At 54.4% G+C, this 26,392-nt stretch carries 32 protein-coding genes, 1 pseudogene and 1 riboswitch; of the genes and pseudogenes, 7 read left to right on the forward strand and 26 right to left on the reverse strand.

Going from position 1 to position 26,392, the window contains the following annotated elements:
• Window positions 1-43: 43 nt before the first annotated feature.
• Both BLO51_RS06055 and BLO51_RS06060 read left to right on the forward strand, forming a co-directional pair.
• Window positions 44-991, forward strand: coding sequence for a cation diffusion facilitator family transporter (locus BLO51_RS06055; protein WP_090668359.1), 948 nt, complete (start codon window positions 44-46; stop codon window positions 989-991).
• Window positions 967-2,196, forward strand: coding sequence for an MFS transporter (locus tag BLO51_RS06060; RefSeq protein WP_245719543.1), 1,230 nt, complete (start codon window positions 967-969; stop codon window positions 2,194-2,196). Before BLO51_RS06055 ends, BLO51_RS06060 begins: the two co-directional genes overlap by 25 nt.
• A gap of 4 nt (window positions 2,197-2,200) precedes the next feature.
• Here BLO51_RS06060 and BLO51_RS06065 read toward each other — a convergent pair whose 3' ends face one another.
• Together BLO51_RS06065 and rarD are read right to left on the reverse strand one after the other, a co-directional pair.
• Window positions 2,201-3,100, reverse strand: a complete 900-nt coding sequence (locus BLO51_RS06065; RefSeq protein WP_090668362.1) for an aldo/keto reductase — start codon at window positions 3,098-3,100, stop codon at window positions 2,201-2,203.
• Between the two features lie 126 nt (window positions 3,101-3,226).
• Complete coding sequence (rarD, locus tag BLO51_RS06070; RefSeq protein ID WP_090668365.1) at window positions 3,227-4,126, reverse strand: EamA family transporter RarD; 900 nt, start codon at window positions 4,124-4,126, stop codon at window positions 3,227-3,229.
• Window positions 4,127-4,729: 603 nt separating this feature from the next.
• On the opposite strand from rarD, the gene BLO51_RS06075 reads away from it, so the two are divergent.
• Entirely contained in the window at window positions 4,730-5,572 is an 843-nt protein-coding gene (locus BLO51_RS06075; protein ID WP_245719553.1) for an IS4 family transposase, read from the forward strand.
• A 282-nt stretch (window positions 5,573-5,854) separates the two neighbouring features.
• Here BLO51_RS06075 and BLO51_RS06080 read toward each other — a convergent pair whose 3' ends face one another.
• From BLO51_RS06080 to infC, 5 genes are all read right to left on the reverse strand, one after another.
• Window positions 5,855-6,451, reverse strand: a complete 597-nt coding sequence (locus BLO51_RS06080) for a TetR/AcrR family transcriptional regulator (protein WP_090668368.1) — start codon at window positions 6,449-6,451, stop codon at window positions 5,855-5,857.
• A gap of 3 nt (window positions 6,452-6,454) precedes the next feature.
• Window positions 6,455-7,183 (reverse strand): MBL fold metallo-hydrolase, encoded by a 729-nt coding sequence (locus BLO51_RS06085; RefSeq protein ID WP_090668372.1) that lies wholly within the window; start codon window positions 7,181-7,183, stop codon window positions 6,455-6,457.
• Between the two features lie 245 nt (window positions 7,184-7,428).
• On the reverse strand, window positions 7,429-7,620 hold the full coding sequence (locus BLO51_RS06090; RefSeq protein WP_090668376.1) for a hypothetical protein: 192 nt from the start codon (window positions 7,618-7,620) through the stop codon (window positions 7,429-7,431).
• Window positions 7,605-7,730, reverse strand: coding sequence for a hypothetical protein (locus tag BLO51_RS30735; RefSeq protein WP_281180329.1), 126 nt, complete (start codon window positions 7,728-7,730; stop codon window positions 7,605-7,607). The genes BLO51_RS06090 and BLO51_RS30735 overlap by 16 nt, the downstream gene beginning before the upstream one ends.
• 8 nt (window positions 7,731-7,738) lie before the next feature.
• Window positions 7,739-8,218: a translation initiation factor IF-3 gene (gene infC / locus BLO51_RS06095; protein WP_090668379.1), complete on the reverse strand. Its 480-nt coding sequence runs from the start codon at window positions 8,216-8,218 to the stop codon at window positions 7,739-7,741.
• A 63-nt stretch (window positions 8,219-8,281) separates the two neighbouring features.
• Here infC and BLO51_RS06100 point away from each other — a divergent pair, with 63 nt between their 5' ends.
• Window positions 8,282-8,590, forward strand: coding sequence for a hypothetical protein (locus BLO51_RS06100; RefSeq protein WP_090668382.1), 309 nt, complete (start codon window positions 8,282-8,284; stop codon window positions 8,588-8,590).
• An 86-nt stretch (window positions 8,591-8,676) separates the two neighbouring features.
• Here BLO51_RS06100 and BLO51_RS06105 read toward each other — a convergent pair whose 3' ends face one another.
• The 4 genes from BLO51_RS06105 to BLO51_RS06120 all read right to left on the reverse strand — a co-directional run bounded on the left by BLO51_RS06105 (window position 8,677) and on the right by BLO51_RS06120 (window position 11,161).
• Window positions 8,677-8,916 (reverse strand): YkuS family protein, encoded by a 240-nt coding sequence (locus tag BLO51_RS06105; protein ID WP_090668385.1) that lies wholly within the window; start codon window positions 8,914-8,916, stop codon window positions 8,677-8,679.
• 48 nt (window positions 8,917-8,964) lie between these two features.
• A complete protein-coding gene (locus tag BLO51_RS06110; RefSeq protein WP_090668388.1) occupies window positions 8,965-9,543 on the reverse strand; it encodes a hypothetical protein in 579 nt (192 codons plus the stop codon).
• 27 nt (window positions 9,544-9,570) lie between these two features.
• The gene (locus tag BLO51_RS06115) at window positions 9,571-10,350 is read right to left on the reverse strand and encodes a (S)-benzoin forming benzil reductase (RefSeq protein ID WP_090668391.1); all 780 of its coding nucleotides are present in this window, start codon (window positions 10,348-10,350) and stop codon (window positions 9,571-9,573) included.
• A 286-nt stretch (window positions 10,351-10,636) separates the two neighbouring features.
• Entirely contained in the window at window positions 10,637-11,161 is a 525-nt protein-coding gene (locus BLO51_RS06120; protein ID WP_090668396.1) for an ADP-heptose synthase, read from the reverse strand.
• A 209-nt stretch (window positions 11,162-11,370) separates the two neighbouring features.
• Here BLO51_RS06120 and BLO51_RS06125 point away from each other — a divergent pair, with 209 nt between their 5' ends.
• A complete protein-coding gene (locus BLO51_RS06125; RefSeq protein ID WP_090668399.1) occupies window positions 11,371-12,288 on the forward strand; it encodes a DMT family transporter in 918 nt (305 codons plus the stop codon).
• A 66-nt stretch (window positions 12,289-12,354) separates the two neighbouring features.
• Here BLO51_RS06125 and BLO51_RS06130 read toward each other — a convergent pair whose 3' ends face one another.
• From BLO51_RS06130 to BLO51_RS06140, 3 genes are all read right to left on the reverse strand, one after another.
• Complete coding sequence (locus BLO51_RS06130) at window positions 12,355-12,837, reverse strand: C40 family peptidase (RefSeq protein WP_090668402.1); 483 nt, start codon at window positions 12,835-12,837, stop codon at window positions 12,355-12,357.
• A gap of 159 nt (window positions 12,838-12,996) precedes the next feature.
• Window positions 12,997-14,367 carry a sensor histidine kinase gene (locus BLO51_RS06135; protein WP_090668405.1) on the reverse strand — a complete coding sequence of 457 codons (1,371 nt, stop codon included), beginning with the start codon at window positions 14,365-14,367 and terminating at the stop codon, window positions 12,997-12,999.
• Window positions 14,364-15,053, reverse strand: a complete 690-nt coding sequence (locus BLO51_RS06140; RefSeq protein WP_090668408.1) for a response regulator transcription factor — start codon at window positions 15,051-15,053, stop codon at window positions 14,364-14,366. The genes BLO51_RS06135 and BLO51_RS06140 overlap by 4 nt, the downstream gene beginning before the upstream one ends.
• Window positions 15,054-15,234: 181 nt before the next feature.
• Between BLO51_RS06140 and BLO51_RS06145 the strand changes: the two genes are divergently transcribed.
• Window positions 15,235-15,714: a GAF domain-containing protein gene (locus BLO51_RS06145; protein WP_090668412.1), complete on the forward strand. Its 480-nt coding sequence runs from the start codon at window positions 15,235-15,237 to the stop codon at window positions 15,712-15,714.
• A gap of 96 nt (window positions 15,715-15,810) precedes the next feature.
• On the opposite strand, the gene BLO51_RS06150 is transcribed toward BLO51_RS06145, so the two are convergent.
• The 10 genes from BLO51_RS06150 to BLO51_RS06190 all read right to left on the reverse strand — a co-directional run bounded on the left by BLO51_RS06150 (window position 15,811) and on the right by BLO51_RS06190 (window position 24,304).
• Window positions 15,811-16,332, reverse strand: a complete 522-nt coding sequence (locus BLO51_RS06150; protein WP_090668415.1) for a hypothetical protein — start codon at window positions 16,330-16,332, stop codon at window positions 15,811-15,813.
• A 20-nt stretch (window positions 16,333-16,352) separates the two neighbouring features.
• Entirely contained in the window at window positions 16,353-16,652 is a 300-nt protein-coding gene (locus BLO51_RS06155; RefSeq protein ID WP_090668418.1) for a hypothetical protein, read from the reverse strand.
• 89 nt (window positions 16,653-16,741) lie between these two features.
• A complete protein-coding gene (locus BLO51_RS06160; protein ID WP_090668420.1) occupies window positions 16,742-19,045 on the reverse strand; it encodes a thiamine pyrophosphate-dependent enzyme in 2,304 nt (767 codons plus the stop codon).
• A gap of 38 nt (window positions 19,046-19,083) precedes the next feature.
• Window positions 19,084-20,088 (reverse strand): 2-oxoacid:acceptor oxidoreductase family protein, encoded by a 1,005-nt coding sequence (locus BLO51_RS06165; protein ID WP_090668423.1) that lies wholly within the window; start codon window positions 20,086-20,088, stop codon window positions 19,084-19,086.
• A gap of 401 nt (window positions 20,089-20,489) precedes the next feature.
• On the reverse strand, window positions 20,490-21,374 hold the full coding sequence (locus BLO51_RS06170; RefSeq protein ID WP_174551199.1) for a transporter substrate-binding domain-containing protein: 885 nt from the start codon (window positions 21,372-21,374) through the stop codon (window positions 20,490-20,492).
• On the reverse strand, window positions 21,371-22,138 hold the full coding sequence (locus tag BLO51_RS06175) for an amino acid ABC transporter ATP-binding protein (protein WP_090668426.1): 768 nt from the start codon (window positions 22,136-22,138) through the stop codon (window positions 21,371-21,373). Before BLO51_RS06175 ends, BLO51_RS06170 begins: the two co-directional genes overlap by 4 nt.
• Entirely contained in the window at window positions 22,119-22,805 is a 687-nt protein-coding gene (locus BLO51_RS06180; RefSeq protein WP_090668429.1) for an amino acid ABC transporter permease, read from the reverse strand. The genes BLO51_RS06175 and BLO51_RS06180 overlap by 20 nt, the downstream gene beginning before the upstream one ends.
• Window positions 22,786-23,451, reverse strand: a complete 666-nt coding sequence (locus tag BLO51_RS06185; RefSeq protein ID WP_090668432.1) for an amino acid ABC transporter permease — start codon at window positions 23,449-23,451, stop codon at window positions 22,786-22,788. The genes BLO51_RS06180 and BLO51_RS06185 overlap by 20 nt, the downstream gene beginning before the upstream one ends.
• A 230-nt stretch (window positions 23,452-23,681) precedes the next feature.
• Window positions 23,682-23,831 carry a hypothetical protein gene (locus BLO51_RS29120; RefSeq protein ID WP_167670117.1) on the reverse strand — a complete coding sequence of 50 codons (150 nt, stop codon included), beginning with the start codon at window positions 23,829-23,831 and terminating at the stop codon, window positions 23,682-23,684.
• On the reverse strand, window positions 23,828-24,304 hold the full coding sequence (locus tag BLO51_RS06190) for a hypothetical protein (RefSeq protein WP_245719544.1): 477 nt from the start codon (window positions 24,302-24,304) through the stop codon (window positions 23,828-23,830). The genes BLO51_RS29120 and BLO51_RS06190 overlap by 4 nt, the downstream gene beginning before the upstream one ends.
• 301 nt (window positions 24,305-24,605) lie before the next feature.
• Here BLO51_RS06190 and BLO51_RS06195 point away from each other — a divergent pair.
• A pseudogene (locus tag BLO51_RS06195) lies at window positions 24,606-24,761 on the forward strand (response regulator transcription factor); the annotation flags it as partial.
• Window positions 24,762-24,910: 149 nt separating this feature from the next.
• Here the strand turns inward: BLO51_RS06195 and BLO51_RS06200 are convergent.
• Both BLO51_RS06200 and BLO51_RS06205 read right to left on the reverse strand, forming a co-directional pair.
• Window positions 24,911-25,585 (reverse strand): response regulator transcription factor, encoded by a 675-nt coding sequence (locus BLO51_RS06200; RefSeq protein WP_090668434.1) that lies wholly within the window; start codon window positions 25,583-25,585, stop codon window positions 24,911-24,913.
• A 183-nt stretch (window positions 25,586-25,768) separates the two neighbouring features.
• Entirely contained in the window at window positions 25,769-26,035 is a 267-nt protein-coding gene (locus tag BLO51_RS06205; protein ID WP_090668437.1) for an HPr family phosphocarrier protein, read from the reverse strand.
• A 203-nt stretch (window positions 26,036-26,238) separates the two neighbouring features.
• Window positions 26,239-26,326: riboswitch (cyclic di-GMP riboswitch) on the reverse strand.
• Window positions 26,327-26,392: the final 66 nt, after the last annotated feature.

A 26,392-nucleotide genomic window follows, 5' to 3' on the forward strand; every position in this document is an offset into this window, starting at 1 on the left:
GGCAGTAAAGTATCAAACTCGAAAACGATGAGGAGAGTAAACAATGGGATTATGGGCTTTACTTAAAAAAGGAAATACTTCTTCCTTAATGGCGGCGCTTGGAAATACAGCGGTTGCGGCTGCCAAGGGAGTCGCCGCAGCGCTTAGCGGAAGCGGCGCCATGTTCGCGTCGGCCATGCACTCGGTAGCGGATGCGATCAACCAGGGGTTTGTTTTTGCCGGAAGCGTGCTCGCGGAAAAACAGCCAACCCGACGGTTTCCCACCGGCTTCGGCCGTGTAATCAATCTGTTCTGTATGGTCGCGGTTATGGTCGTTTCCTTCATGGCTTACGAGACAATTCTGGAAGGCTTTCATCTGCTGGCCCACCCCTCGGAAGCTTCGAATTTCTGGCTGAACTTTGTCATCCTGCTGATCGCCATCCTGTGGAAGGCAATGAAAGAAATTGTCCGCGAAGCGCGCACGGAAGCCAAAGGACTTGCGATCATCCCGGCCGCATTTCGGAATGTCGGGCGTTCCGCCCCTCCTACCCGGCTGGTCTTCTATGAAGATATCGTTGCGACGTTGGGCGCGGCTCTCGCCTTGATTGCGGTCATCGTCACGCAGCTGTCGGATTTCAAAATGCTGGACGGAATAGCCACGATCCTGATCGGATTTCTCATGGTCGGTGTGGCGTTCAAGGTCGGCTATGACAATATGGTAGGTCTGATCGGCGTAGCCGCGCCGAAAGCCGTGGAGGACCGGGTCGCCGGTCTGCTGCTGGCCGACCCGGATGTCCGGGACATTAACCGACTCCGCATCCTGCAGGAAGGCCGGACGTATCACGTCGACGGCTATGTAGAGCTTCGCGTCGGCTTGACGCTGGCGGATGCCGACGATATTAAGTTCCGTTTGAAAGCGACGCTGCTGAACGATCCGGACATTACCGACGTTACGCTCGGCATTCTCGAAGACAACGGCGTCCGGGATTGGAGACCGGAGCTTACTCCTTAAACGTCGTCCCGGCAACCGAGCGGCAACAAAAAAAGCGTACGAGCCCGTGTACCGAGTTCATACGCTTGGCTGCGCATCGTTGCAGGCCCGATTTTCATTGTCAATCCACCGAGCAATGCCATTTACGGGACATACATTCCCGTTTATTTTCAGTCGACCAGATCGGGGCGCTGCTCAGCGTCGGTCCGTTCGTCGCCGTGCTCGCTCAACCGCTATGGGGCGCCGTCGGGGACCAGGCCAAAACGAAAAACGCCGTCCTCGGCTGGCTGATCGTCGGCAGCGGGGCGATGATTCTGCTCTTCCCCTTCTCCGAAGCGTTCTTGTATTTGCTTGTCGTCGTATGCTTGTTTACGTTTTTCCAAACGTCGATCTTCGCCTTGAGCGACGCCATCACACTGGAAGAATTGGAGAAGCACAAGCGGTGGTCGTTCGGCCCGATCCGACTCGGCGGCACGATCGGCTTCGCGGTCATGTCCATTACTTTCGGTTGGATCGCCAAAGATCATATCGGCTATTTGTTTTACGCGTACGCCTTGGTCATGCTGGTGTCGCTGCTACTGCTGGCCAAGTTCCCCAAGGTATCGGGATACCAGTCGGCCGGCAACAAAATGCAGGTATGGGCGCTGTTCAAAAACCGCAAGCTCGTCACCTATCTGGCAATTAATCTGGTGCTGCAAATTACGATGGGGTATTATTATACGTTTTTCCCGGTGTACTACAAAGAAATGGGCGGCGACAGCGTGCTGCTCGGCTGGTCAATGGTCATATCGTCCCTGAGCGAAATCCCGTTTCTGCTGTTTGCCTCCAAGATTATGAAGCGCGTTCGTATGACGCATATTTTGCTTTTATCGAGTCTGGCGGCCATGGCCCGCTGGTTCATCTTCTCGTTCACGGACAACCCGTATTGGGTGCTCCCCACGCAGTTGCTTCACGGGCTTATCTTTATCGTGCTGACTGTCACGATGGCGATGTATATCAACCAGGAAGTGCCGAAGGAGCTCAAGGCAAGCGGCCAGACGCTGAACGGACTGCTGAATCTCGGCCTTGCCCGGATCATCGGCAGCTTTTTGGGCGGTTATGCAAGCGAGGCGTACGGCATGCGAAACGTCTTTATGTTCAACGGCTGGGTCGCCGCCGCCTGCGCCGCAGTGATCGTCATCATTGGCCTCAGGCAAGCCCGCTCGGAGCGGGCGCTTGACGCCTGACGTATTACCTTTGCCCTCTCCAGTCCTGTCCGGACGCGGTTTCGAGCCAACGGCTGCGAATCGATTGCAGCTGCGCTTCCGGCAGGACGCCTTTCCTCGCCAGCTCCGCGTTCCGCACCCAGCGGTCCGGTTTCGCCGTGCCGACAATAGCTGTGCTCACGCCGGGAATGCTCAGGGTGAACCGCAGAGCGATTTCGACCGAATGCTCCAAGTCTACGTGCAAAAAATCGTAACGAAGCTGCTGTAACCGCTCCCAATACGGCCCATAATAAGCCGAAACGGGCTTCTCGCCGGTCCGCCAGGCCACCTTTGCGAGCGGTCTCTTGGCAATGACGCCCATTCCCCGCTGGACGGCTTCCGGTATCGTAAGCTCTATGGCTTCCTGATCCGCAATATTGACCGACGTCTGCAGCGTATCGAACGCCCCGCAACGAATCGCATACATCGCCGCCTCACGGTCGCCGCTGTAGCCGATGTAGCGCGCTTTTCCCGCCTCGCGCGCCCGCTGAAGCACCTCAATAACATCCCCTTGCTTCAATAATTGTTCCGAGCAGCTGTGAAGCTGTATCAAGTCGATATAATCCGTCTTCAGCCGCTTCAAGCTGCGGTCGATGCTTTGAACAAGCAGATCCGGGTCCCAGTCCGGAATGGCAAAGCCGGAGGCATGTCCGCATTTCGTGAACAGATAATAGTCCTTCCGGCGGTGACTGACCGCTTGTCCGATCAGTTCCTCGCTCCCTTTATAACATTCCGCCGTATCAATAATATTCAACCCCGCATCCAGCGCCGAATCGAGCAACCGCTCCACAGTTGATACGGAAGCGGCTTCAAACCCGATCTCCGCTCCGCCGAATCCAAGCATACTGACCTGCATATCCGTATTTCCTAACTGACGTCTTTCCATAGCTTGTCACCCCTTCGCTTCGGATCAACTTTATCTTAACAAATATTTACTCCTTTGTAAGCCTCAAGCGGTCAGGAATAACAAAAAGCCGGCCGAACCAAACGGTCGAACCGGCTTCCATGAAGCTCATCCCTTCTGCACTCCGGTGCCCGTCGCACGCATCGCGAGCCTACCTTTCAGCGAGCTCAGCGTGAACAGCAACAGCGCGCTCCAGATCAGACAAAAGCCGATCAGGTGCACGGTCGTAAACGGCTCGTCGTATAAAGCGACACCCAGAATGAGGCTGATGGTCGGAGCCAAATATTGCAAGAACCCGACGGTCGTCAGCGACAGCCTTTGAGCCGCTTGGGCAAACCACAGCAGCGGCATCGCCGTCGCTACCCCCGACAGTGCCAGCAGCAGCTGGTAGCCCGCGCTTAACGACGATGTCGTCGATTGGCCTGTCATCCCAACAACTAGCAAATAAACGGCGGCCACAGGCAACACGACGATCGTTTCTCCGCCGAGGCTAACCATGGGATCGAGTTGCATTTTCTTTTTGACGAGCCCGTACACTCCGAAGCTCAGCGCCAGAACCAACGATACCCAAGGAACCGATCCGTAGCTAAGAGTCAGAACGGCTACCCCGGCCGTAGCAAGCGCCATCGCCATCCATTGTACCGCGCGAAGCCTTTCGCCCAAGAAACAGACCCCAAGCAGCACGCTGATCAGCGGGTTGATGTAATAGCCCAGGCTCGTTTCGACAACGCGATCATGGTTGACGGCCCAGATGAAGATAAGCCAGTTGAGGCTGATCAGCAGGGAGCACCCCACCATCGGCAAAACATTTTTGCGCTCGGAAAAAGCACTCTTGAGCGCCTTCCAACGGCCGCCGATCAACAGCAGCAGCGCAACGAATACGAAGGACCACACAACGCGGTGACCTAAGATTTCTCCCGACGATACGGAATTAAAGGTTTTCCAAAACAACGGCAAAAGGCCCCAGGCAAGGTAAGCCAGCAGCCCATAACCGATCCCAGCATTCACGTTTCTCTCTCCCTCTCTATTTCTATATAATCGGAATGACTAAAGAATCTATTATACTCCCGATCCGGATATCCAACAAGTACGACTCGATGAATGATGCGCTTTTATCGGGACTGTCTGCGGATACTTTTATCGATAAAATAACACAAGGCAATGAAGACGAAAACGACCGCTAACAAGGGAAGAACCGTCCCGTTTAAATCCATGGAAAGAAATTTGGTTATCGTGTCAGGCCTGTTGATTAACCACTAAATGGTAGAAAAAAGATCGCCTTTGCTGTAGAATCGTTTGTACCAGCAAACCGATTCAAGAAAGAGGCGATCTCATGAAAAATTGTATCACCATCCCATCCGTTCTTCAATCCATTCTGAGTGCTGAAGAAGTCAAATCAATTGTGCAAATGATAGGTTATGAAGACAAAGCCCGCAAGTTTACGGTATACGACTTGTTACAATATTGGTGCACGGCTGCTCATCAACAATGGGAGGGTTACCGGGCAGGGGCTGACTGTGCTCATTCCTACGGCTTAATTCAGGTTCACTATTCTAGCTTTTCGAGCAAGCAGCAGAGGTACCTTTCGCTGTTTTCAAAGAGCTTTTTCATCTGCTTGTCCAAAAATGTAGTCGTAAGACGCGTCGAAAATTGGCTTTCCCTAAAGAATTGCTTCTTATTGATTCCACAACAATGACCGTTGGCAAAACCCGTCTGCCTTGGGCACCTTATCATGGGGAACGAGCAGGCGTAAAATTACATGTGGCCTTGCAGGCAGAAAATCTTCAGCCACTGAAGGCAATCGAGAGCATTGGCTCTAAGCATGACGGACCGATGAGCGAGAGCTTGGCTCATACGGACTACATTATGGTCATGGACAGAGCTTACGGAAAACTCGAACGTTTGGATGGCTATAAAGAAAACGGACAGTCATTCGTCGTTCGGTTAAGAGATAATGTTCACCTTGAAAAACCGCGTGCTTTGCGTCGCCAAATCGAGGAAGATTCGCCAATTATCCGTGATATCACGTGTCAACTTGGAACAGCCCAATGTCGATCTAAACATCGCCATCGTGTTGTGATCTTTCGGGACTTTGAAGGTCGAGAAATCCGAGTCGCCACAGACCTAATGCAGGTCACTGCCGAGCAAATCGCGCAGATGTACAAAGCTCGCTGGCAGATAGAGGTATTCTTCCGTTGGATTAAGCAGCATTTAAACATTCCTACGTTGTTTGGGACAACAGAGAACGCCGTTTATGGTCAGTTATTTGCAGCATTGATGGTGTACGTTCTGCTGAAATGGCTGTTTGACTCCGTTTCTGCATCCATATCTCGGCATGTGGAACTCTCCTTTGTCCGATTTACACGTTTATTCGCTCTTCATCTGCTGCCTGCTGAATGGCTTATAAAGATTCAATATATTGTGCAGACACATAACCCCCAGAGGGTTGTTTAGATTACATAATTTGGTTAATCAACAGGCCTGTTATCGTGTAAATGAAAGTTGCAATCATCCGATCAGCTCCTTTTTCTATCGACCTTATCTTTCAAAATGCCTATGAATGTGATTATAGCGGAAATTCAAGTTATTGGAAACAAAAAAGGAGGGTTCCCATCACATCCGTTACATACCGCCTGCCGCAACAGCCCACCCTCGACAGCTTCGTTCCGCCGCCGTGACCGAGCGGAAATACAGCACGACACTGACCGTGGGGACCTGCCACAAGCCGAGCACGGATCAACTCGGCTTTGTCTCCTCCTTCGCCCTTCGCTTCATCTCGTGCAGACCCGCGAGAAAGGTGTCGAGCAGCAGCCGGAAGCTGACGTCGAGATCGAGCGGCAGCCCGAATCCTCCGCGCTGCTCAAGCGATGAGAAACCGTGCAGGAGGCTGCGCAATCCGCGTACGGCATGCAGCGCCGCATCGTCCTTCAGCTCGTACGCCTGCAATGCGCGGACCACGAGATCAACCGTTTCGCCGGCCAAGCGCCGCACTTCCTCGTCCTGCGGGTCGGGAGCGCGGAGCGTCGCATCGTACAAGCCCGGATGCGCGCGGGCAAATGCCACGTAGGCTTTGCCCAATTCGCGTACCGCATCGTCTCCCGAGCGGTCGACAACGGCTTGCGTCATGACGTGCAGAAGCTGCTCCAGACCGTGAACGGCCAGCTTGCTTCGCAGCCCGCTTAATCCGTTCACATGGTTATAAAGGGAAGGAGACCGAACGGCCAGCTTCTGTGCGAGCGAAGCCAGCGTGACTTCCTCCAAACCGCGGGTATCGGCGATTTCAACCGCGGCTTGCAGGATCGTAGGCAGATCGAGACCGATTCTTGGCGACATCGTTTACACACTCCTTTTCGCAACGACGGGCAGTCTGCGCTCGGCATCAGCAATGGCGCGGTCGATCGCTTCTCCGGGACGGCCGAGCATGCTCCCGTGCCCTACGGCCAGCAACGAAGGCTGATGCGCCCGAAGCTTGCGGGCGCTCTCCAGCGCAAGCTCCTTGCTCCAGGTTGCCATCGCCGGGTATGGAAACCAGGGCCGGACTTGACCCGATACAGCGATGCCGCCTCTCGTCTGGAACGCGTCGCCTGCGATCAGTGCCCGGTTACGGGTGTCCAGAAAGGCCATCGAGCCAGGCGTATGTCCCGGGGCCGCCAAAGCCAACAGCGAACCGATCCGGTCGCCGTCCTGAGGCAGCACGTCGGCACACGTCCGCACGTTCTTCGGCACGCCGCCACGGACCGGAGTATCCGGTTCGTCCGGGTCCAACGTGACGTCACCCGCCAGCAGCCGCGCATCCCGGGCGGAAATATGCACCGGAACGCCGGGCAGCGCTTGCTTCAGCTTATCAAGCGCGCCGATATGATCGTCGTGCGCGTGGGTCAAGACAATCCGCGTAATCGGCTTCCCGATGGTTTGTGCCGCTTGAAGAATTCCCTTGGCACTATACGGCAGAGCAGCATCGATCAAGGTCAAGCCGTCGTCCTCTTCGACAAAGTAACAATTTACCGGGAAAATCCGCGGCATAAACGTCAGTTGATAGACAGTCAGTTCTTGTTTAATTTGCATCGTCATATCGCCCCTTAGTTAATTAACTAATACTATTAGTTTTATATTAACTAATGGTATTAGTTTTTGCAAGCCTATTTTTTTCGCGGATGAAAAAACAAAAAACAGTTACCTTGGAAGATAACTGTTTCCGTTGCCTCGACTTCGCGCAGCGGCAGCTCGGGACAATAGTGCCTGAGCGATTCATATACAATGCTTTATGTTCTATACGCATCAACTTCCTCGCACCATGCAGTTACAGCCGTTCAAGCTTCTGCCGGTTTGGTCGCCCGGATCGAGAACAACATCGGGATAAATTCCTTCCCCTTCATTCTCCACCAGCCGTCCTCGCCCTTCTCCATCAGCCCCGGAAACTTCTCATACATGCAGAAGGGAAACTCATGAACGAATTCGATGCGCAGCCCGGCTTGAATCAGCGCGGTCACGATGGAGCCCAACGAATGCGCCCACCATAGGTGACGGTATTGTTGAGCTTGGCGTCCTGGTCGGCATACGTGCCCTCGGTATCGAATACGATCGCTTTGTCTTCGAAATACGAATAAACCATGCGCAGCCCTAATCGGTCAATGGATCGACTTGAACAGCCGCTTGCTTCCCGCTAAGCTGGATACCCGTCTTCTTGCGACCGCTCGCGGCCAAATCGTTCAGTAGCGATTCGAGCAGCGCTCTCGCTTGGACCCCTTCCTTGCCTTGAATCCGCACGACAAATTGGACAGCGTCCCCGGATTTCAAAATCCGCTCCGCCTGCTGCTTCTTCGTCTCGTAATCGTGCTCCTCGATCTGCGGCGTCAGACGAATTTCCTTCAGCTTCGGCGCCCGATCGCGCTTGCGGGCTTGCTGCGCCTCCTGTTTCGCCGCGCTGGCGTGGACAAACTTGCACGGCGGCGGACTGCTCATGAGCGACGTGCACACCAAGTCGACCTTGAGCTTCCGGGCCATTTTCAGCGCCTCGACCGTAGGGACGATGCCGAAATCTTCGCCGTCGACCCCGGTTAAATGAACTTCGGACGCTTTTATTTTTTCGTTAAGAATCATTGTGAACCCACCTAAACTTTCGATATAATGAACCCATCTTATCGCTTAGAAGGAGATTTTTCAATGAACCGCAAAGAAATCGAAGAGCAAGTCATCCGCAATTATCAGCGGGACGAAAATATTATGATTCTCGCGTTCGCCCAGTGGTGCGTCAACAACGGCCTCGATCCCGTCGCGTTGTATGAGCGCGCCTACCCGCAGCAGGAAGCGAACGCCACGCTACAGCAAGCGCTGGAGCTCACCGTGCCGAAGGAGGAAGCCGGGGAAGTACCGGACGATACGCTGCTCGGCGTCCTGTCCATGTTCGGCAACGAAGATCTGGCTTTTGTCGTTACGCAAGAAATCGCAAAGCGTCAAAAGTCCGGACGGTAAACCGGGCATTTGATACAAAAAAGACCGGCTTCGATGGAATCCGGTCCTTTCGGCATGTCCGCGAATGGCTGGCGGAGCGGGGCGAATCAGCTTAAGCTTTGGTTCACTCGTTCGACAATCTGGTCGGATGTCATGCCTTGAGCATTGATAACGGAAGCTTTCGTTGCGGTTTCTGCGATGCCCAGTACGTCCTCGTCCTGTCCAGAAATAACGCAGCAGTCGCAATTTTGCAAATTCGCGTTATCGACGGATACGACTTCGTGCCCGCTCTGCTGCAGAGCGTCCTTTACATCCTGCAAGCTGTTTTCCACTGCAATTTTCGCCATGATCTTCCCTCCTTATCCAGATTGTAGTATACCGAGCTCCGGCTGTTTTTATTCGCTGTCGCGCCCCCTCCTCTTCCGCTCGCCAACCTCGTCCGCATCGACCAAGCTGTCGACCAGATGGGTAAGCAGGCTTTCCATATCACCGATATGGCTTTCATCGATTTTACGGATAAACTCGATATGTATCCGGTAAGCGCCGTTTTCATCCGAAACCTCGCCTCCCGAACGTCCTGGGCCGTCGTCCGGAACGAATTCCGCCGACCTTTCGTGACGGATTCGGGCTTCCTCCGCCCATCGGTCCGCCATGGCTCGGTGGAGCTCCGCCGCGTGCTCGGAGTGGCTGAGCGGCATCTCCAGTCGGAGCGCGAGCTTGGCGCCGGGCCGCTCACCGGGTTCGACGAGCCGGAACCGTTCCCCGGCAAAGTCGGACAACACGCTGGTCATGCTGATTTCCGCTTGACAGCAGCCTTCGTCGCGTCGGATGCGCATGCTGAATATCCGTTTCATGCTGGCCAGATCGATGAAATCCTCCCGGCCGATGACCCGGATCGTTTGCTCCGCATCCAAATCGTACAAATGTCCTTCGAGCACTACTTTTAAATTGTCAAATATCGTCGGGTCAAACAAGGTAACTTCCCCTTTCGCAGCATGGCTTTACGCCTGCGGCAAATGGCGGATATCCAGCACTTCTCCCTGAGCGAACCGTCCGCCCTCCACCACGTTTATAATTCGCTCCGCCGCCTCATCCGGCGTATACAGTCCGCCCGTTTGCTTCAGACCTACAAAGCGCTCCACCTCCGGGAACCGGTCCGGCTCCGTCCCGCGGATCAGTTCCTGCATGCCCGTATCCACGACGCCGGGCGCGATCGAGACGATCTTCACCGCCTGCGGCCCGTCGCCTTGCTCCAGCCCGACGCAGCGCGTCAGCATATCCAGCCCGGCCTTGGTGGCGCAGTAGCCGCTCCAGCCGGAATACGGCTTTTTCCCCGCGCCGGAAGAAATATTGACGATCGTTCTGACCGTCGAGGCGGGCCAATCCTTCGTCGCCCGGATAAAAGCGGACATCAGCAGCATCGGGGCCAGCAGATTGACGTTCATCTGCTCCGTCAGCGTGAGGCTATCGGCTTGATCCAGCGGCATGATCGGTTCCAGCATGCCAGCGTTATTAATCAGCGTAAGGGCGTCGAGCGGCTCCTTTTCAAGCGATCGGACGATAGTCTCGATCAGTGCTTCGATCCCGTCCACGCGTTTCAGATCGTATGCGTAGTGCTCGGCCTTCCTCCGGGCCGCAGCTCCGTCCGCACGGTCGCGGGCGTCCGCCGTATCCACAGCGGTCCGTGAAATACCGATGACACGGTGCCCGGCAGCGAGCAAGCGGCGAGTCAGAGCCAGTCCTAACCCTTTGGAAGCGCCAGTCACAACATAACCTTTCATTCAGGGTTCTCCTTCCACAAAAAACTCCCCTTCCAGCCCGCTGTGATGCGCATCGCGGCAACAGCACGTAAACCTGAAGGGGAACCTCGCTATGGTCCTAATTCTATTGTATCATCGATTGACTTAAATTTCAGCTTTTGCTGTATGCCGCTCTGCCCCTTATGGCGAACGGAGGTGTCGGTTTGTGACAGCCTGCGCGAAAAAAAACGAAAAAAAGCCAACCGGGCAAATCCGGTTGACCTGTCGCCGGCGGCATCCCCTGATCGGGATTCCGGCATGCATTTGGCTACGGCTTCATCAAATCGTCTGCAGTGATCCCATCTTCGACGGCGAATTCAAAATCATACACGTCATACACTTGAACGGGAACCTCGGCCTGAATGATTTTCTCCATCAATTCAAGCTGGTCCGTCAAAATTGGCGCTTTCTCCCGCAGGGAGGTCAGCACGACCTCGGTTTCGATCGGATCGAACGATTCCCCGTATTGGGCATTATCCACGGCATTGATGACCGTGAACGTTACATTCTCGTTGATCGGCAGCGGCGGACTTGGGCGCCATGGGGCGACAAGCGCGCGCTCCAGCTTCTTCTTATTGAACGAGTCGTCGAAGAAGGCGATGAGTTCCACGATTTTTCCTTTGACATGAGCGTCGTCATCCGTGTCCGGCATGACCGGCTCAGGGCTGTCTTTCATCTCGTATAATTCCAATATCGTCGAATACGGAATCAAATATTCCACCGGGCGGCTTGGCGCCATGAGTTCGCCATATACGGCCACAAGCACCGCCTCGATAACAAAACGCCGGGACATGTTTCCAATTCCCCCCTATTATGATGCGTCCGTTCCTAAGTCCGGCCTACATTCTTTCATATCACAATTGGGAATAAAAGTCCAACTTTGCAGACGTTCTCACGCTTTGTCCGCTTTTTCCATTCCGGCCCTGTAAGAGTCGCGAATCCGGTGCTATAATAGAGCAATGTGCCTGTTTACCGACCGTTATGAAATGGAGAATTAGCCTGATGAATACTGAGAAACGTTTTCCCGTTCCTTTGCCGCTTCTGCTGGTGATCGGCATCGTTGCGATTTCTTTTTCAGCGATTTTTGTCCGCTGGTCGAATGCTTCGTCTTCCGTCATTGCGATGTACCGGCTGCTGCTGACCGCGGCGATTTTGCTGCCTTGGCTGCTGCGGTACCGCCGCGAGGTGTCACAGCTGCGCTTAGGCGACTGGGCGGGCTTGTTCTGGTCCGGCCTTGCGCTCGGACTCCATTTCTTGTTCTGGATGGAATCGCTCAAGCTGACGACGGTCGCAAGCTCGACCGCGATCCTTTCGCTGGAGCCCGTCTTCGTCCTGATCGGCGCGTGCCTGTTCCTTGGCCAACGGACGAATCTGCTGGCCGTGCTCAGCATGGCAGTTGCGATTCTGGGCGCGGCTATGATCGGTTGGGGCGATTGGGGGCTGACCGGAGAAGCGCTGCTCGGCGACCTGCTGTCCCTGCTCGGAACGGCGGCGATGGCCGTGCAAATCCTGCTGGCCAAAAGCATGCTGAAACGCATTCCCGCCTTTGTCTTCAGTTTCTTCGTTTTTGTGATTGCCGCGCTGGTGCTCGCCGTTTATAATGTGGCGGCGGGATTGCCTTTTACTGGCTACGACTCGCGAGAATGGGGCATTTTCCTGCTTCTGGCCGTCGTTCCGACGCTGTTCGGCCACTATTTGTTCAACTGGCTGCTGAAGTATATGCGTCCCGAATCCGTATCGATGGGCGTCCTCGGCGAGCCTCTGGGCGCGACGATATTGGCCTATCTGCTGCTCGGCGAGAGCGTCACGTGGATGCAAGCTGCCGCCGGCTTCGTCCTGTTGGCCGGGGTATGGATGTTCCTCCGCTCGAACGAACGGGAAGCCGTCGCCGCCAGGACCGGCAGAACAGAGATGACCTAATGCGCAAAAGCCGCTGCTTCCCGGAAACCCGGGAGCAGCGGCTTTTGTTCATGCGCTTGCCAGAGATTAGAGTACGCGGCGTGCCGTCGTATAATGCTGGCTCCACCAGCCGCTGTTCAGATCGGAGATCGTAACACCTGGCTTGCCGTACGTGTGCATAATTTTCCCGTTGCCTATATAAACCCCAACATGATGAATCGGAGAGTAGAAGAAGACCAGGTCTCCCGGCTGCAATTGGCTTCTTGGCACAAAGGTGCCGGCTTTAGATTGAGCCGCTGACGAACGAGGCAGCTTCACGCCGTATTTGCCGAAGATCGTCGCCGTGAAAGAAGAGCAGTCGAATACTTTGGTCGTACCGATCGGCGCACCGAACTTGTAAGGGGTATGCAGGTAGTTTTCCCCTGTGGAAATAATGCTTTGCGCTTGGGATGCGGAATATGCGAAAGCACTGTTGGCCGGAGCCCCGAGCGAGCTGCCGAACAGAAAAGCCGTGCACAGGCCAATCGACAGTACCATGTTCCCCCAGCGTTTTCCAAACAGTTGTTTCATCTGTAACGTCCTCCTTGAAGTCAGGTTTGGCTAATTGCCTCTACCCCACTATAGCACAGATGAAAGTGCGACTATTTCCGCCAAACTCCGCTAAACGCCTGCCACCCGGCGCTTCAAAGCCGATTATTAAAAATGCATGAGAAAACGCTCATCTTACTCTTATTGAAACGATATCAAGGATGATTTTAGCAGCTTGACCGTCGCCATCGTTCCCTTTCCTTCCTCACTGTCCAAGCGGATCGAGCCTTGATGCAGCTCGACAATTTGCTTCGCGATCGCAAGGCCCAGCCCCGATCCTCCGGTGCCCCGGCTTCTTGCTTTATCCACGCGATAGAACCGCTCAAACAGCAAAGGAAGCTCCTCGGGCGGAATCCCCATTCCTTGATCCATGACTCGAATGACGACATAGCGCTCCTCCTCCTCGCATTCGACGATAACGTTCTTCTGACTATATTTGGTCGCATTGTCCAGCAGGATGATCAGCAACTGCTTCAGCCTTGCCGCATCGCCGCTGCATTGCGTCTCTTCCGAACCGATCCGGACGATAATATCTCTACCGAACGCCCGGCGCATTTGCTCGGCGGTTGAGCGGATCAGTTCCGCGATGCGGACAGGGTGCAGCTCCGGTTCCACGAGACGTTCCACCTCTGCCATCCGTAGAAGGGCATCGATCAGCTCTTTGAGGCGCACGGTTTCTGAATGAATCGCATTCAGCGCTTCCTGCCGAATGGCAGGGTCGCGGCTTCCCCACCGGCGCAGCAGCGACGTATAGCTTTCGATGACGGTCAGCGGCGTTTTCAGCTCGTGCGAGGCGTCCGCAACAAAATGCTTCTGCCTTCGGTCGTTTTCCTGCAAACGCATGATCATTTCGTTAAACGTTCGTCCAAGCTCGCCAAGCTCGTCCTTTTTTGTCGTGAACTGGGGACGAAGCAGTATAAAATCCCCTTTGCTTCGGATCGTTCGCATCGTCTCCAGCAATTGCCGGATCGGACGTACGAGCGCCTTTGTATAGAAAAAACCGACGATCGGCGAAAATAACAGTACACTGCCCGTCGTCACCGTTAGTCCTGCAACCAGGAGCTCCATAAAGGCGGCGACGACATTCAACCCTTTTCCAAGCTCCAGCAGTCCGATCTGAACGTTGTTTTTACCGACGATCGGCACTTGAATGAACAAAAGAAGCAGGCCCAGCTCGTTCTGCACGACGGTGTGATACTGTGAACGGTATGTTGCCGGGTGGGCCGACAGTTCCTCGCTTGCCGACACTTGCGCGCGCACGGCGCCGTCCGGCGAAATAATTCGAATGAGCGAGTCGGACTCCAAATATTGTTGCAGTTGCCCGGAATTCCAATTGGCCGGATGATGGATCTCCGTATCGCGCAAGATAATTTTCGCTTTATTCCACAACTGCCGCACTTCGTTATCCGTCGTCTTCTTCAATATATAGTAATAAATAAACCAGTTGAAAAAAATGACGATCAGCAAAATCCATAAGCCCGACAGCAGCATCAATCGCGTCCGCAGGCTCATAGCTCGGGGTCCGTCAGCTCGTAGCCGACACCTCGCGCAGTCTTGATCAGCTTAGGCTGATAGCCTTTGTCGACCTTTTGGCGCAAATAGCGGATATAGACGTCGACAATGTTGGTATCGCCTACGAAATCGTAGCCCCACACGTCGGAAATAATCTGATCTCTCGCTAGAACGTGTCCTTTGTGCTGAATTAAATATTGCAGCAAGTCGAACTCCTTCGGCGTCAGCTCAATCGGGTTGCCCCCGCGCGTCACTTTTCGCGCTTTGAGATCGACGGCTAAGTCCGCCGCGCTCAGCGTGTCGTTCTCCGGCTTCTGACGGTTCGTTAGCCCGATCAGATTGCGGACGCGTGCCAACAGCTCCTCGATCACGAACGGCTTCGTAATGTAGTCGTTTGCTCCTTGGTCGAACCCGCTGACAATATCCGGTGTCGCATCGCGGGCCGTCAGCAAAATGACAGGCACCTCTGCGTTGACTTGACGGATACGGCGCAGCACTTCCAGGCCGTTCCATTCCGGAAGCATGACATCGAGCAGAATAAGGCTCCAAGGCTTGGAAGTAGCCAATCTGGCCCCTTCCCGGCCGTCATGCGCCGTCTCGACCTTGTAGCCCTCGTGTTCAAGCTCAAGCGTCAGCACCCGGGCGATATGTTCTTCGTCTTCAATGACCAGAATAGATTGCGTCATGCGATCACCTGCAGCCGTTTGTTTACAGGGTAACCATTCCAGCCGGACCGTATTCCGTTTTCCAAGATAACCGCAGCAGCCTGTCGCGATCACGGTAGAGTCATGGTCCGGCGCCTTGACGTCCTATGGAAAATATGCTAATTTCAGCGTAATCTGCCGCCAAAAAAAGGAGTCGTCGTTTATGTTTCATACCTCTGCCTATACGGGAACGCGCGAGGAAAATTACAAGCTGCTCATTTCCCAGTTGTCCGCGCTTATCGAAGATGAGCCGAACCGGATTGCCAACCTGGCCAACGCCGCCGCGCTGCTTAACCAGTTTCTGGAGCGGGTCAACTGGGTCGGGTTTTATTTATACGAGGAAGGGGAGCTGGTGCTCGGGCCTTTTCAAGGCTTGCCCGCCTGCGTGCGCATTCCGCTCGACAAGGGCGTTTGCGGCCGCGCAGCCAGCCTCCGGGAAACGGTCCGCGTCGCAGACGTCCATCAATTTCCCGGCCACATCGCCTGCGACGCCGCCTCGCAGTCGGAAATCGTCGTTCCGATTCTTCATGGCGAGCGACTGATCGGCGTGCTGGACATCGACAGCCCGGAGAAAAATCGTTTCGACGAGACGGACCAGCATTATTTGGAGCTGTTCGCATTGAAGCTCGCTGAACGGATGTAACGACAGGTCGCATTTTATCCACACGAAAAACCGGGATTTGAAACGGTTTCCCGCTCGAATCCCGGTTTATCCTCGAATTTCTCAAACCAGCCCACTTTATCCTTCTTTATTTTGGTTCATGGCTTCCTGCCGCTCGCTGCCGAAGGCCATCACAAGATTTTGAATTTTTTGCAGCCGGATATATTCGTTCTGCTTCAGGTCGCTGCGGAAGTACGCGTATAAATACGCCCCCTCCATAAAGCTGAGTCCGGGGTAGCATACGAGATCGGAATTCGTGTACGGATTATCGAGCAGCACCTGCCACTCCCCTTCTCGCTCTTCGGCCGGAATAGTCTCCAGCACCGTTTGCTTGTATGCGGCAATCCGCTCGAATTCGTCCCATATGTTGACCCAGGAAGGACTGAACGTCTTCGGCTCGGGAAACAACCGTCGGGCCTGCTCCAGCAGCCTGTTCACGGATGGAATATCCCCGTCTGAGAATTGTTTGAGACGATCCCGGAAGCCTTCGAGCAGCAGCCGGAAGGCGGTAAAGTCCTGGCTTCGAATCGATTCCTGAAAGGCAACCAGCTCCTGCTCGGTGCCCGCCGCTTCGAAATCGGCAAAAGGGTTTGTTTTCATCAAAACTACCATTCCCCGTTTTATAGTCGTTCGGAGGCGGAATGAACGGTGATCTGGCCGTCGCCACTCAGGCGCACCCGGCGCGACGGATCGTTCTTCAGCTTCACGTTGCAGAGCTTGACACGGTCCTCTTTGATCAAAAGGATATGCCAATGATGAGGGTTATCATACCCGATGTTCTCCAGAAAAGAATGCTTGTCCACCTCGGCCTGTCCCTCGTCTTCCCACTGTTTGACGCCGAAATAATCGAAATCGTATACGTTTTTTTGAATGCATGCGGCGATTTCGCCGGAATCGGCATGTCTCAGTACATAAGGCATCGAAACTCCTCCGAATCGGTTCAGAAAATAAAAAGGCGCAAGCTCAACAGTACGAGTTTGCGCCTGAGGTTCGTGCCGGCCTTACCTTTTTACAGGTAAGGATTTTCGTGCTTCGCCTTGAGACGGCTCCAGCGGCGTTCGACTTCGTTCTCGAACGATTGCAGCGCCTCCGCGTATTCGGGCTTCGTCAGGTGCTTCGTTTTGCCCATATTTTTCAGCCAGTCGCCGACCGGAATCCGCTTGTTTTTCTCTTCCGGATTGAACGTGATCGTCGTTACACCGTTCTCCACTTCATACAGCGGGAAGAAACAGGAATTGACCGCTTGATCGATCAGCGATTGCCCGATTTGTTCCTCGGACAGCCAGTTGAGCGGACAGGTAATGAGAATTTTGCCGTAAACCAGACCCTCGTTCTGCGCATAATACTGCGCCTTGGCGGCTTTTTTCAGCAGATCCTGCGGGTTCGCTTCGGACCCGGTGAATACGTAAGGAATGTTCGTCGCGGCCATAATCTGCGGCGTGTCCTTATGATGGAACAGCTTGCCGCCCTGATTCTTACCGACGTTGGACGTGGAGGTCCGGTGGCCGAGCGGCGTCGAATAGGACAGCTGCGCGCCGGTATTCATGTAGCCTTCGTTATCGTATTCGAGAATGATCATTTTATGATTGCGCAGCGCTGCGCCGATGGCCGGGCCCATCCCGATGTCCATCCCGCCGTCGCCAGTGATCATGACGAACGTAAAGTCGTCCGGCAGGTTCAGATGCTCCAGCTCGCCGCGGCGTTTGCGCTCCCAGAACATTTCCACGACGCCGGAGAGTGTAGCCGCGCCGCTTTGGAACAAGTTGTGAATGTAGGTCGCTTTATGCGAAGAATACGGATATCCCGTCGTCACGACCATCGCGCAGCCAGTATGGAACAGCGCCACGATATCTCCTTCGATCCCTTTGAAGAACAGCTCCAGACCGGAGAAAATACCGCAGCCCGGACAGGCCCCGTGCCCTGGCGCAAGCCGTTTCGGCTTCTTGGTCAGCTGACGGATCGGCGGAACCTTCACCTTCAATTGGCCCGTCGTCTCGTCTTTGTCGACCGTAATCAATCCGGTCTTCAAATCCTCGTATTTCATCGGTTCGATGACACGCTGCGGCTTCTTGTTCGGATCGCCCGGCGTATGTCCGTAATAATCGAACGGTACGTCGACCCGCCCTTTTTGGGCCGCTTCGATCGCCAATTCGAACAGGCGATGACCGTCCTCGGCGTAGAAATCTTTGCCGCCCAGCCCGTAAATCCGGCTGATGACCATCGTATCGCGATTGCCTTCCGTGAACAGCGCCGCTTTGATCTCCATCGTCATATTCCCGCCGTACGCGCCGTACGAATCCGCGCGGTCGCCGATCGTGACGGCTTTGACGTTTTTGAGCGCTTCGGCAATCTGCTTCTGAGGGAACGGGCGAATCATGTTCGGCGCGATCGATCCGGCCTTGATGCCTTTAGCCCGCAGCTGGTCAACGACATCTTTAATGATCTCGGACGCCGAGTTCATCAGGAATACCGCCACTTCAGCGTCTTCCATCCGGTACAGGTCGAGAATCGGATAATCGCGGCCCGTCAGCACCCGGTATTCTTGACGGATGCGGTCGAATACTTCCCCGGCATTGTACATCGCAACGGACTGCTGATAGCAGTTGTTTATGTAATCCGGCTCGTTCATGTAAGGTCCTACCGTAATCGGATTGTTGCGGTCAAGCACGTGCGGGAACTGCTTCGGCGGCTCGCCGATGAAGGCATGCACGTCCGATTTGTGGGCGAACGTTTGTACGCGTCGTTTTTGGTGAGAAGTGAAGTAACCGTCGGAAGCGACGATGACCGGCAGGCGAACCTCCGGATCTTCGGCCAGCTTAATGGCTATAATGTTCATATCGTAGACGGCTTGCGGGTCGCGGCACATCAGGATCGGCCAGCCCGTATTGAGCGCGTAGTACAGGTCCGAGTGGTCGCCGTGGATGTTCAGAGGTCCGGATACCGACCGACAGACGAGATTCAAGACCATCGGGAACCGGGTCCCGGATTGTACAGGCATCTGCTCCAGCATGTACAAGTAACCGTTCGCGCTGGTCGCGTTGAACACGCGTCCGCCCGCGGTGGAAGCGCCGTAGCAAATTCCCGCCGAGCCGTGCTCGCCGTCCGCCGGAATCAGCTTGATGTCATGCTGGCCGTTCGCCTTCATCAGATCGAGGAACTGCGCGACCTCCGTCGACGGCGAAATCGGGAAATAACCCATAATATGGTAATTTATCTGGTGAGCCGCATAAGCCGCCATCTCGTTGCCGGATTCGTAAACCATCCGCTGCTCGACCGTACCTTGGCTGACCTCTTCGTTAATCTCAATAGCCATTAGTTTGGTTCACCTCTCCCTGCTAACAGGTATTTGTCTTACTGGGCCAAGCTAAAACGATGCGGCACGCGATGCTCTTCCGCGTAGCCTTCCGTTTCGCGGTTCGAGGATAGCGCCTCGGTCGGACAGGCGACGACGCATTTCAGACAGCCTTTGCAGTACTGGTAATCAATGCCTTGGAGGAACATTTGCGGACGTCCTTTCTTGTCCGGCTGTTCTTCCCACACGAAGCAAAAGTCGGGACAGGCGGTATCACAGGCCGCGCAGTGAATGCATTTTTCGTCGTCAAAATGCGGCATCATTCCGCTTCGCGATATGCTGAGGTCCTTTAACATGCTGTTCCCCGGATTCAACACCATCCCGCCGATCGGCTGGGTTTCGTAACCGTACACCGGAATATCCCACCGCTTCGGCAGCGGCATCTCCAGACCCTCCGGCAGCGCAAACGTCTGGAACTGCACCTCGTCATAGCCGCGCTGGAACGTCCGCAGGGCAGGCTCGACCGCGCCGGGGTATTTTTTCTCCAGCGATTTGCGGATAATACTCTTCATGTGTTCGAAATCGAGGAAATCGCACAGCCGAAACAGACTGCCTAGCATCGCCATGTTGACGCGGTTTTTCTCCTCCAGCGCAATGCCGGTTGCGTCGACCACCGCGATGGTGCCGCCGATCAGTTTCATTTTCTCTTTCAGGGCTTCCGGACTTTTTGCCGAATTGACCAGAACCAGACTGTCTTCGTAAATGCCGCTGATCACGTTGACCGTTTTCGACAAATTTTCGTGGAAAACGCCTACGATATGCGGACGTTCCACTGGAGTCGTATCGCGAATATTCGTATTTATATCGCAAAAACGGATATGCGCTTTAACCGGCGAGCCTTTTTTCTCCGAACCGTAAGAAGAAAAGCTCACGCCGTTGAACCCGCTTCCCACGACGCCAGCCTCCGCAAGCATTTTCCCCGCCAGGTTGGCTCCCAGTCCGCCGATGGATTCGAGCCGAATTTCAAAGAAGCCGAGATCGTTCGTTTTCGGTAGAACTCTCATCTGTTCAACTCCCTTCATGTTTGAAAAGTTATACTATTCTCACAATTCAGTATACCAGTTTAAACCTGACTCGCATAGGTCTTTGGACTTGAAAGTTTCGTGTCGCAAGCGCTTTCGTCAACTAAGCTTCCATTGTTCGAGCACTTGACCTGACACGAGATTTAAGATACCTTCGATTGGCTGCCTGGCGCCTTGCTGGTGCAGGAAGCCGGAGGCACGGTCACGGATACATAAGGGCGTCCGTTCGGACAAGGTCCCGGCGGAATTGCAGCCGCCAGCCGTACGCTTCACCCGCAGTTGATCGCCGCATTGCAGGAGGCCGTTTGACAGGCTTCGCAGGAGGAATTAGCACAAAAACCAAGCCCTAACATACCGTTGGGCTTGGTCCCCTTTTCTATCAACTATTGCCACTTGCCCCCTTCGACGATAATTTCGTTCGGATCTACGTCCGGGCCAAGCTCTGTCCTTACATATTTGTCGTAGAGCTGCAGCAGAAATTTTTCCTTCCCCAGCGTCTCCAGCTCCTGATTGACCCATTCCCGCAGCACGTTGTTTCCTTTTTTCACCGCCGGAGCGATCGGAGCTTCTTTCTCCAGCTTTTCGGGAAGCACCGTGAAGTCGGGATTTTTACGCACCCAGCTCAATAAAATGAGACTGTCTTGGGCGTAAGCGGAGCTCCGTCCATCCTTGAGCGCTTGAAGCGACTCGGTATTTTTCTCAAATTTGATCAATTCGACATCCGGCCGGTTTTTGGTCAGGAAAATATCGGCGGTCGTTCCTTTCGTGACGATCGCCTTTTTCCCTTTCAAATCGGCCAGCGACTTAATGCCGCTATCGCCCCGGACGATGACCTGTGTCGCCGCCTTCAAATTCGGGTTGGTGAAGTCGACCGCCTGCTTCCGCTCCTCAGTCACTGTCATATTCGCGACGACGAGATCGACCTTGTTGCTTTGCAGGAAAGGGACGCGGCTTGCCGGTTCGACGACGACGAACTCGACCTTGCTTTCATCGCCGAGGAGATCTTTGGCAAACCGTCTTGCCAAGTCGTTGTCAAAGCCGACAAGCTTGCCCTTCTCATCCGTAAAGCCGAACGGAGGCTTATCCGAGAACACGCCGACGATCAGCTTGCCGCGGTCTTTGATTTTTTGCAGCGCGCCTGCCTGTTTCGGCTCCGAAGCGGCTCCCGACTTCGGGGCGTTCGTCGCCTTTCCGCCCGTGCCGCAGGCGGTAAGCAAACCCACCAGCAGACTTAAAACCAATAAGGATAGGTTTCTCTTTTTTATCATCCGCTCTCTCTCCCTTTCCATGTCTCCACAAACAAAAATTTGTCCAAAAAGCGCCGGGCACGCTCCGTTTTCGGTTTCGTAAAAAACGTATCCGGCGAGCCCGTCTCGCAGATTCTCCCTTCGTCCATGAAGACGATCCGGTCGGCTACGGCCCGGGCAAAGCCCATTTCATGGGTGACGATCACCATCGTCATGCCCTGCTCAGCCAGACCGAGCATGACCTCCAGCACCTCCTTGACCATCTCGGGGTCCAGCGCCGCCGTGACCTCGTCGAAAAGAATGACCTCCGGGTTCATGCACAGCGCCCGCACAATAGCAATCCGCTGCTGCTGACCGCCCGAAAGCTGCCTCGGATAGGCGTGCTTCTTATCGAGCAGCCCGACGCGCTCAAGCAGCTTCTCCGCTTGAGCCTCCGCTTCCCGCTTGGACCGGCGCTGAGCTTTGACAGGACCGAGCACAATATTGTCGAGAACGGTCAAGTGCGGGAACAAATGGTAGCTCTGAAATACCATGCCGATCTGCTGCCTGATGTGCTGCCAGCGGACGTTCCCCGAGGTCAGCTCCTGCCCGCAAAACCGGATGCTGCCGGTTTGTGCCGTTTCCAGCCCGTTCAGGCATCGCAGTAAGGTGCTCTTGCCGCAGCCGCTCGGTCCGAGGATGACGACGACCTCGCCTTTGGTAATCTGAAGATCGATCTCTCGCAGCACCCAATGCCGGTCGAACGATTTGCTTACCTTCGTCAGTTCAAGCAAAATCCCGGACACCCGCCTCTCCTCCTCTACGCAATTTGTTTTCCAGTTTTCTGGATATGATGGATAGTGGATAGCACAGCGCAAAATAAAGCAGGAACAGCGTTCCGTAGATCAGCACGGATTCTCCCATCCGCTCAATCATTTGCTGCCCCGTCTTGATAATTTCCGTAACGCCGATCAAGACAGCGAGCGACGTCGTTTTGACAATGCGGATATACACGTTGATGACGGGTGGAATCATGCGGCGCAGCGCCTGTGGAAGCAGGACGTAGACATAAAGCTGTACCGGGCTCAGACCGATGGATTGTCCCGCCTCCTTTTGCCCCTTGGGCAGCGAGATCAGGGCGCCGCGAACCACCTCGCCGACCTCCGTCATCCCCCACAGCGATAGCACCAGAACGGCGCAGGCGAAGCCGGGCAGGTCAATGCCGAAGAAGATCGGCAGTCCGAAGAAAAAGAAAAACAGCCAGACCAAAATCGGAATCGACCGGAACAACTCCAAATACGTCCGGGTAAGCACGCCCAGCCAGCGGCTGCGGGAGGCTCGAAGCACTCCGAACACAAGGCCGCCGAACGTGCTGCACACGATGCAGTACAGTGCGAGGGTTAACGTTTGAAGCAAGCCTTTGCCGAGCTGGGGAAGCGATACGATCAAGAGATCAAATCCCGAATTGGCCATGCCGGAACCTCCTTTCCACCCATGAAAGCAAGAAGGACATCGGCAGGAAAAGCAGCAGATACAGGAAGGTCATCAACAGCAGCATTTCGTAGGTTTTGTAGTAGAGCGCGATGTAGTTCGTGGTAGTGTACAAAATTTCAGGGATGGCTACCGCGGAAACGACCGTCGTTTCTTTCAGCAAAAAAATAAAATTCGCAAACAAGGACGGTGTCGCAATCCGCAGCGCTTGGGGCAGAACGATCATGCGAAACAGCTGCCAGTGGGACAAGCCGAGCGCCAGCCCCGATTCCTTCTGGCTCCTGGACACGGCTTCGATCCCGGCGCGGAATACCTCCGTGAAATACCCGCCGCCGAGAAACGTCAGTGCGAGTATCGCCGTGGCGTAATTAGACAGATGGATGCCCAGAGACGGCAGCGCAAAATAAACGAAAAACAGCTGAATCAAAAGCGGCGTATTCCGTGCAAGCTCGACGTAGGCGCGCACCACCCAGGTTAGCCCGCGCACCCGGAAAAAGATAACGGCCGAGTTCAGCGCTGCCACGAGCAGCGAAGCGACGATGGCGATTCCGGCGACGGCAAGCGTCACGAGCGCCGCATGGCCGAAGTCGGGCAGATGGTCAAGCATGAATGCGGTATCGAGTGTCATGTCAACGTTTTCCGCTCCTGTCCGCCCTCGTGGTGCGAGACATAGCTGTAGGACACGATTGGTTCCCTGCCTTTCTACGGAATGCCGCACACGGTTGTAACAAAGGAAAAGCCCTCGCTTCGTTCCGCTTACGCAGAATGAAACAAGGGCTTCCGTTCGTACGGTCAGCAACCTGGCACGATTCGTTTATTTGATGCTTTTATACTATATAGAGTATTCCAATTTGTCAACTATGATTTTGAACGCCGGTTAAATGGACTCGGGCCTAATCGAAAATCCGGCTGCGCCGCAGAAAAGTTCCAGCCGACGCTGCGGGCCAAAGCGAGCAAATGCGCGCCGTCGCCGGTGTTCATCGATTCCAGAGCATAAGGTTCGTTCATCTCTCCCAATTCGTCCCTTCCACGGAATACGTCGTGAAGCCTCCGTTCTCGTCGATGACCAGACAGTTCAGCTGCTGTCCGTAGACACAACCGCCATCGATGCCGATTTTGTCGCCTCCGAACCATACGCCGGGGGAATCGTGCAGACACGAGGTACTCGTATGGCCGAAAATAACAGTTTTCTCGACCACGGTCGGATGGGCGTAAAACGGTTCGCGAATCCAGATCATATCCCGGGCAGGCTGTTCCTTCCAGTTGGGACACGCCGGGTTCAAGCCCGCATGGACATAAATGAACCGCTCGTCCTCATAAAACAAAGGCAGGCTGCCTAAAAAAGCCAAATGATGGCCATACTCCGACCGAACCCATTCTTTGGCACACTCGGTACGTTCCCGGTCGGTCCCTTCGTTTGATTCAAAAGGGGCATAATAGCTGGCAAGCGTCTCCACTCCGCCGTATTTTAAAAATTTCATCTCTTCGTTCTCATCGCACGAGCCGGTTACGACATCTACAAAACGTTGATCGTGATTCCCCCGCAGCGCGCAGCAGTGCGTCGAAGCTCTCGTAGCTCCCGTGAATGTCGCTGATGACTAACGTTCTGTTCAATGCCAATCTGTCCTTCCGCTCTGGTATCCCATTCCGTAGCCGTTCTGATAATAGGTAATTTTATCACAGCGGTTGGTCTCTGGATAGTGTTCCTTTTCCGTCCAAGTGGATCTCGACAGTCGCTTCCTTCGCTAGCCAATCGCGCATATCGCCCAGCTCGAACAATTGCTCGTCAGAGGCTTATCCACCAAAGAGCTGGCCCATTTGCTTCATATTTCCCCGTACACGGTTCAGGATCATCTCAAGTCGATTTTCGAGAAAACCGGCGTAAAAAGTCGACGTGAGCTGATCTGGCAGCTGTTTTCCCGGTTCGGCGTGCACTAACCTACGCAATCGTAAAGAGCAGAACAACGGAGCGACGCTCCGTCATTCTGCTCTCTGGTTTTGCTCATCCGGCTTGACCGGACGGTATAGGGCCACTTTTTCATCTGCCATCAGATTTATTACTTCCTATCCGTTCTCCGCAAGCCTCTCTATGTCCGCAACTCCAACCGGTAGCCGAGCCCCCGGATCGTGCTGATTCTGAACGATTGTCGCTCTTCGGGAAACCGTTCCCGAAGGCGGTTCACATGGACGTCGACGGTCCGCTCGCCTCCGTCATAGTCGTAGCCCCAGATGTCTTCGATCAACTGATCGCGCGAGAACGTTTTACCGGGGTAGCTGGCCAGCTTGAACAGCAGCTCGAATTCCTTGAGCGGAAGCGTAATATTTCCCTGTCCTATGGAAAGCTCATACGTGAGACGGTTCATCGTCAGTTCGCCGACCTGCAGCGTCTGCGACGAAGCGATCCGGTACCGCTTCAGCAGCGCCTTCACGCGGACGATCAGCTCTGCCGGTTCGAATGGTTTCACGAGATAATCATCCGTGCCAAGCTCGAAGCCCTTGACCTTCTGCTTCGTCTCGCTGATCGCCGTCAGCATGAGCAGCGGCACATCGTAAAGCTGCCGAAGCTGACGGCACAGTTCCCAACCGTCCATATGCGGCATCATAATATCGAGAATGACCAAATCCGCCTTGAACGATTCCAGCTTGTCGAGCGCTTCCTGCCCGTGGGCAGCTTCTTGCACCGTAAAGCCTTCCTGACGCAAGCATACTTTAACCAGCTCGCGGATATGCGGATCGTCGTCGACAACCATGATTCTACTCATCTGCTTCGTCAACCGCCTTTCTGATGTTCAACTTCCTTTAACTTACAATACAACAGAATTATAAACTGGATGTGAACGACAACGGGTCCCCGTACGCAAGAAATCCCCGCCGGGACGGACGGGGATGCGTCAACTATATTGGAATTCATACAAAATCTTCGTCCGCTGCCTCCATGCGCAAGATCATACTTGACGCTCCTTGTTCTCCAGCATATGGCTCATCATCTCGATCGCTTCCTCTTCGTCAGCGCCTTTCGTCTGGATTGTCAATCTCGTCCCGCGCCGGATCGGAATGAACATCATCCCGAGGATGCTCTTGGCATCGAGCTGCATACACTCCGCCTCGAAACGGATCTTGATGTCGGAACGGTATTGGTTCGCATACTGAACGATTTGCTGCAAATATTCGGGCCGCAGATCATCGGATATAACAATTTCGTGAACTCGCATGATACGCCTCCGGTACTTTTAGTGGAAAGAGTATATAAAATTTACTGTATTATACTGCAATTCCAAGGAGGGGAAACTGTTTGCATGCCTATCTTTTTCCTTAACCGGGAAAATACGTACGTTCCTCACTTATTCTTGCGGTGCATGACAAATAGCCCCGCAAGCTTATACGGAACGTAGCGTACGTTTAAGCTGCATCCCTCTTTGGCGGCTCGGCCGTCATCGCATAACTTATGCCTTAGACCCGTAGCTTTGCGTCCCCGCTTTTCAACAGGTTTGCCTTTCTCAGTAAAGATGTCTTCTGCGTCCTTGCCCTACAAGCGGCGCTTGATAAAATTGTAAGCCTTCTCGCTAAAA

The sequence above is a fragment of the Paenibacillus tianmuensis genome (assembly GCF_900100345.1).
Classification (GTDB): domain Bacteria; phylum Bacillota; class Bacilli; order Paenibacillales; family NBRC-103111; genus Paenibacillus_G; species Paenibacillus_G tianmuensis.

Excerpts from the sequence above, each read along its gene's own strand:
- BLO51_RS06145 (WP_090668412.1), top strand. The coding sequence starts at position 15,235 with ATGTTTCATACCTCTGCCTATACGGGAACGCGCGAGGAAAATTACAAG.
- BLO51_RS06115 (WP_090668391.1), bottom strand. The coding sequence starts at position 10,350 with ATGAAAGGTTATGTTGTGACTGGCGCTTCCAAAGGGTTAGGACTGGCT.
- BLO51_RS06190 (WP_245719544.1), bottom strand. The coding sequence starts at position 24,304 with ATGAAATTTTTAAAATACGGCGGAGTGGAGACGCTTGCCAGCTATTAT.
- BLO51_RS06125 (WP_090668399.1), top strand. The coding sequence starts at position 11,371 with ATGAATACTGAGAAACGTTTTCCCGTTCCTTTGCCGCTTCTGCTGGTG.
- BLO51_RS06085 (WP_090668372.1), bottom strand. The coding sequence starts at position 7,183 with ATGCAAATTAAACAAGAACTGACTGTCTATCAACTGACGTTTATGCCG.
- BLO51_RS06150 (WP_090668415.1), bottom strand. The coding sequence starts at position 16,332 with ATGAAAACAAACCCTTTTGCCGATTTCGAAGCGGCGGGCACCGAGCAG.
- BLO51_RS06185 (WP_090668432.1), bottom strand. The coding sequence starts at position 23,451 with ATGACACTCGATACCGCATTCATGCTTGACCATCTGCCCGACTTCGGC.
- BLO51_RS06200 (WP_090668434.1), bottom strand. The coding sequence starts at position 25,585 with ATGAGTAGAATCATGGTTGTCGACGACGATCCGCATATCCGCGAGCTG.
- BLO51_RS06155 (WP_090668418.1), bottom strand. The coding sequence starts at position 16,652 with ATGCCTTATGTACTGAGACATGCCGATTCCGGCGAAATCGCCGCATGC.
- BLO51_RS06055 (WP_090668359.1), top strand. The coding sequence starts at position 44 with ATGGGATTATGGGCTTTACTTAAAAAAGGAAATACTTCTTCCTTAATG.
- BLO51_RS06080 (WP_090668368.1), bottom strand. The coding sequence starts at position 6,451 with ATGTCGCCAAGAATCGGTCTCGATCTGCCTACGATCCTGCAAGCCGCG.
- BLO51_RS06135 (WP_090668405.1), bottom strand. The coding sequence starts at position 14,367 with ATGAGCCTGCGGACGCGATTGATGCTGCTGTCGGGCTTATGGATTTTG.
- BLO51_RS06140 (WP_090668408.1), bottom strand. The coding sequence starts at position 15,053 with ATGACGCAATCTATTCTGGTCATTGAAGACGAAGAACATATCGCCCGG.
- BLO51_RS06170 (WP_174551199.1), bottom strand. The coding sequence starts at position 21,374 with ATGATAAAAAAGAGAAACCTATCCTTATTGGTTTTAAGTCTGCTGGTG.
- BLO51_RS06100 (WP_090668382.1), top strand. The coding sequence starts at position 8,282 with ATGAACCGCAAAGAAATCGAAGAGCAAGTCATCCGCAATTATCAGCGG.
- BLO51_RS06105 (WP_090668385.1), bottom strand. The coding sequence starts at position 8,916 with ATGGCGAAAATTGCAGTGGAAAACAGCTTGCAGGATGTAAAGGACGCT.
- BLO51_RS06160 (WP_090668420.1), bottom strand. The coding sequence starts at position 19,045 with ATGGCTATTGAGATTAACGAAGAGGTCAGCCAAGGTACGGTCGAGCAG.
- BLO51_RS06165 (WP_090668423.1), bottom strand. The coding sequence starts at position 20,088 with ATGAGAGTTCTACCGAAAACGAACGATCTCGGCTTCTTTGAAATTCGG.
- BLO51_RS06120 (WP_090668396.1), bottom strand. The coding sequence starts at position 11,161 with ATGTCCCGGCGTTTTGTTATCGAGGCGGTGCTTGTGGCCGTATATGGC.
- infC (WP_090668379.1), bottom strand. The coding sequence starts at position 8,218 with ATGATTCTTAACGAAAAAATAAAAGCGTCCGAAGTTCATTTAACCGGG.
- BLO51_RS06180 (WP_090668429.1), bottom strand. The coding sequence starts at position 22,805 with ATGGCCAATTCGGGATTTGATCTCTTGATCGTATCGCTTCCCCAGCTC.
- BLO51_RS06130 (WP_090668402.1), bottom strand. The coding sequence starts at position 12,837 with ATGAAACAACTGTTTGGAAAACGCTGGGGGAACATGGTACTGTCGATT.
- BLO51_RS06065 (WP_090668362.1), bottom strand. The coding sequence starts at position 3,100 with ATGGAAAGACGTCAGTTAGGAAATACGGATATGCAGGTCAGTATGCTT.
- BLO51_RS06205 (WP_090668437.1), bottom strand. The coding sequence starts at position 26,035 with ATGCGAGTTCACGAAATTGTTATATCCGATGATCTGCGGCCCGAATAT.
- BLO51_RS30735 (WP_281180329.1), bottom strand. The coding sequence starts at position 7,730 with ATGGTTTATTCGTATTTCGAAGACAAAGCGATCGTATTCGATACCGAG.
- BLO51_RS29120 (WP_167670117.1), bottom strand. The coding sequence starts at position 23,831 with ATGAACGAACCTTATGCTCTGGAATCGATGAACACCGGCGACGGCGCG.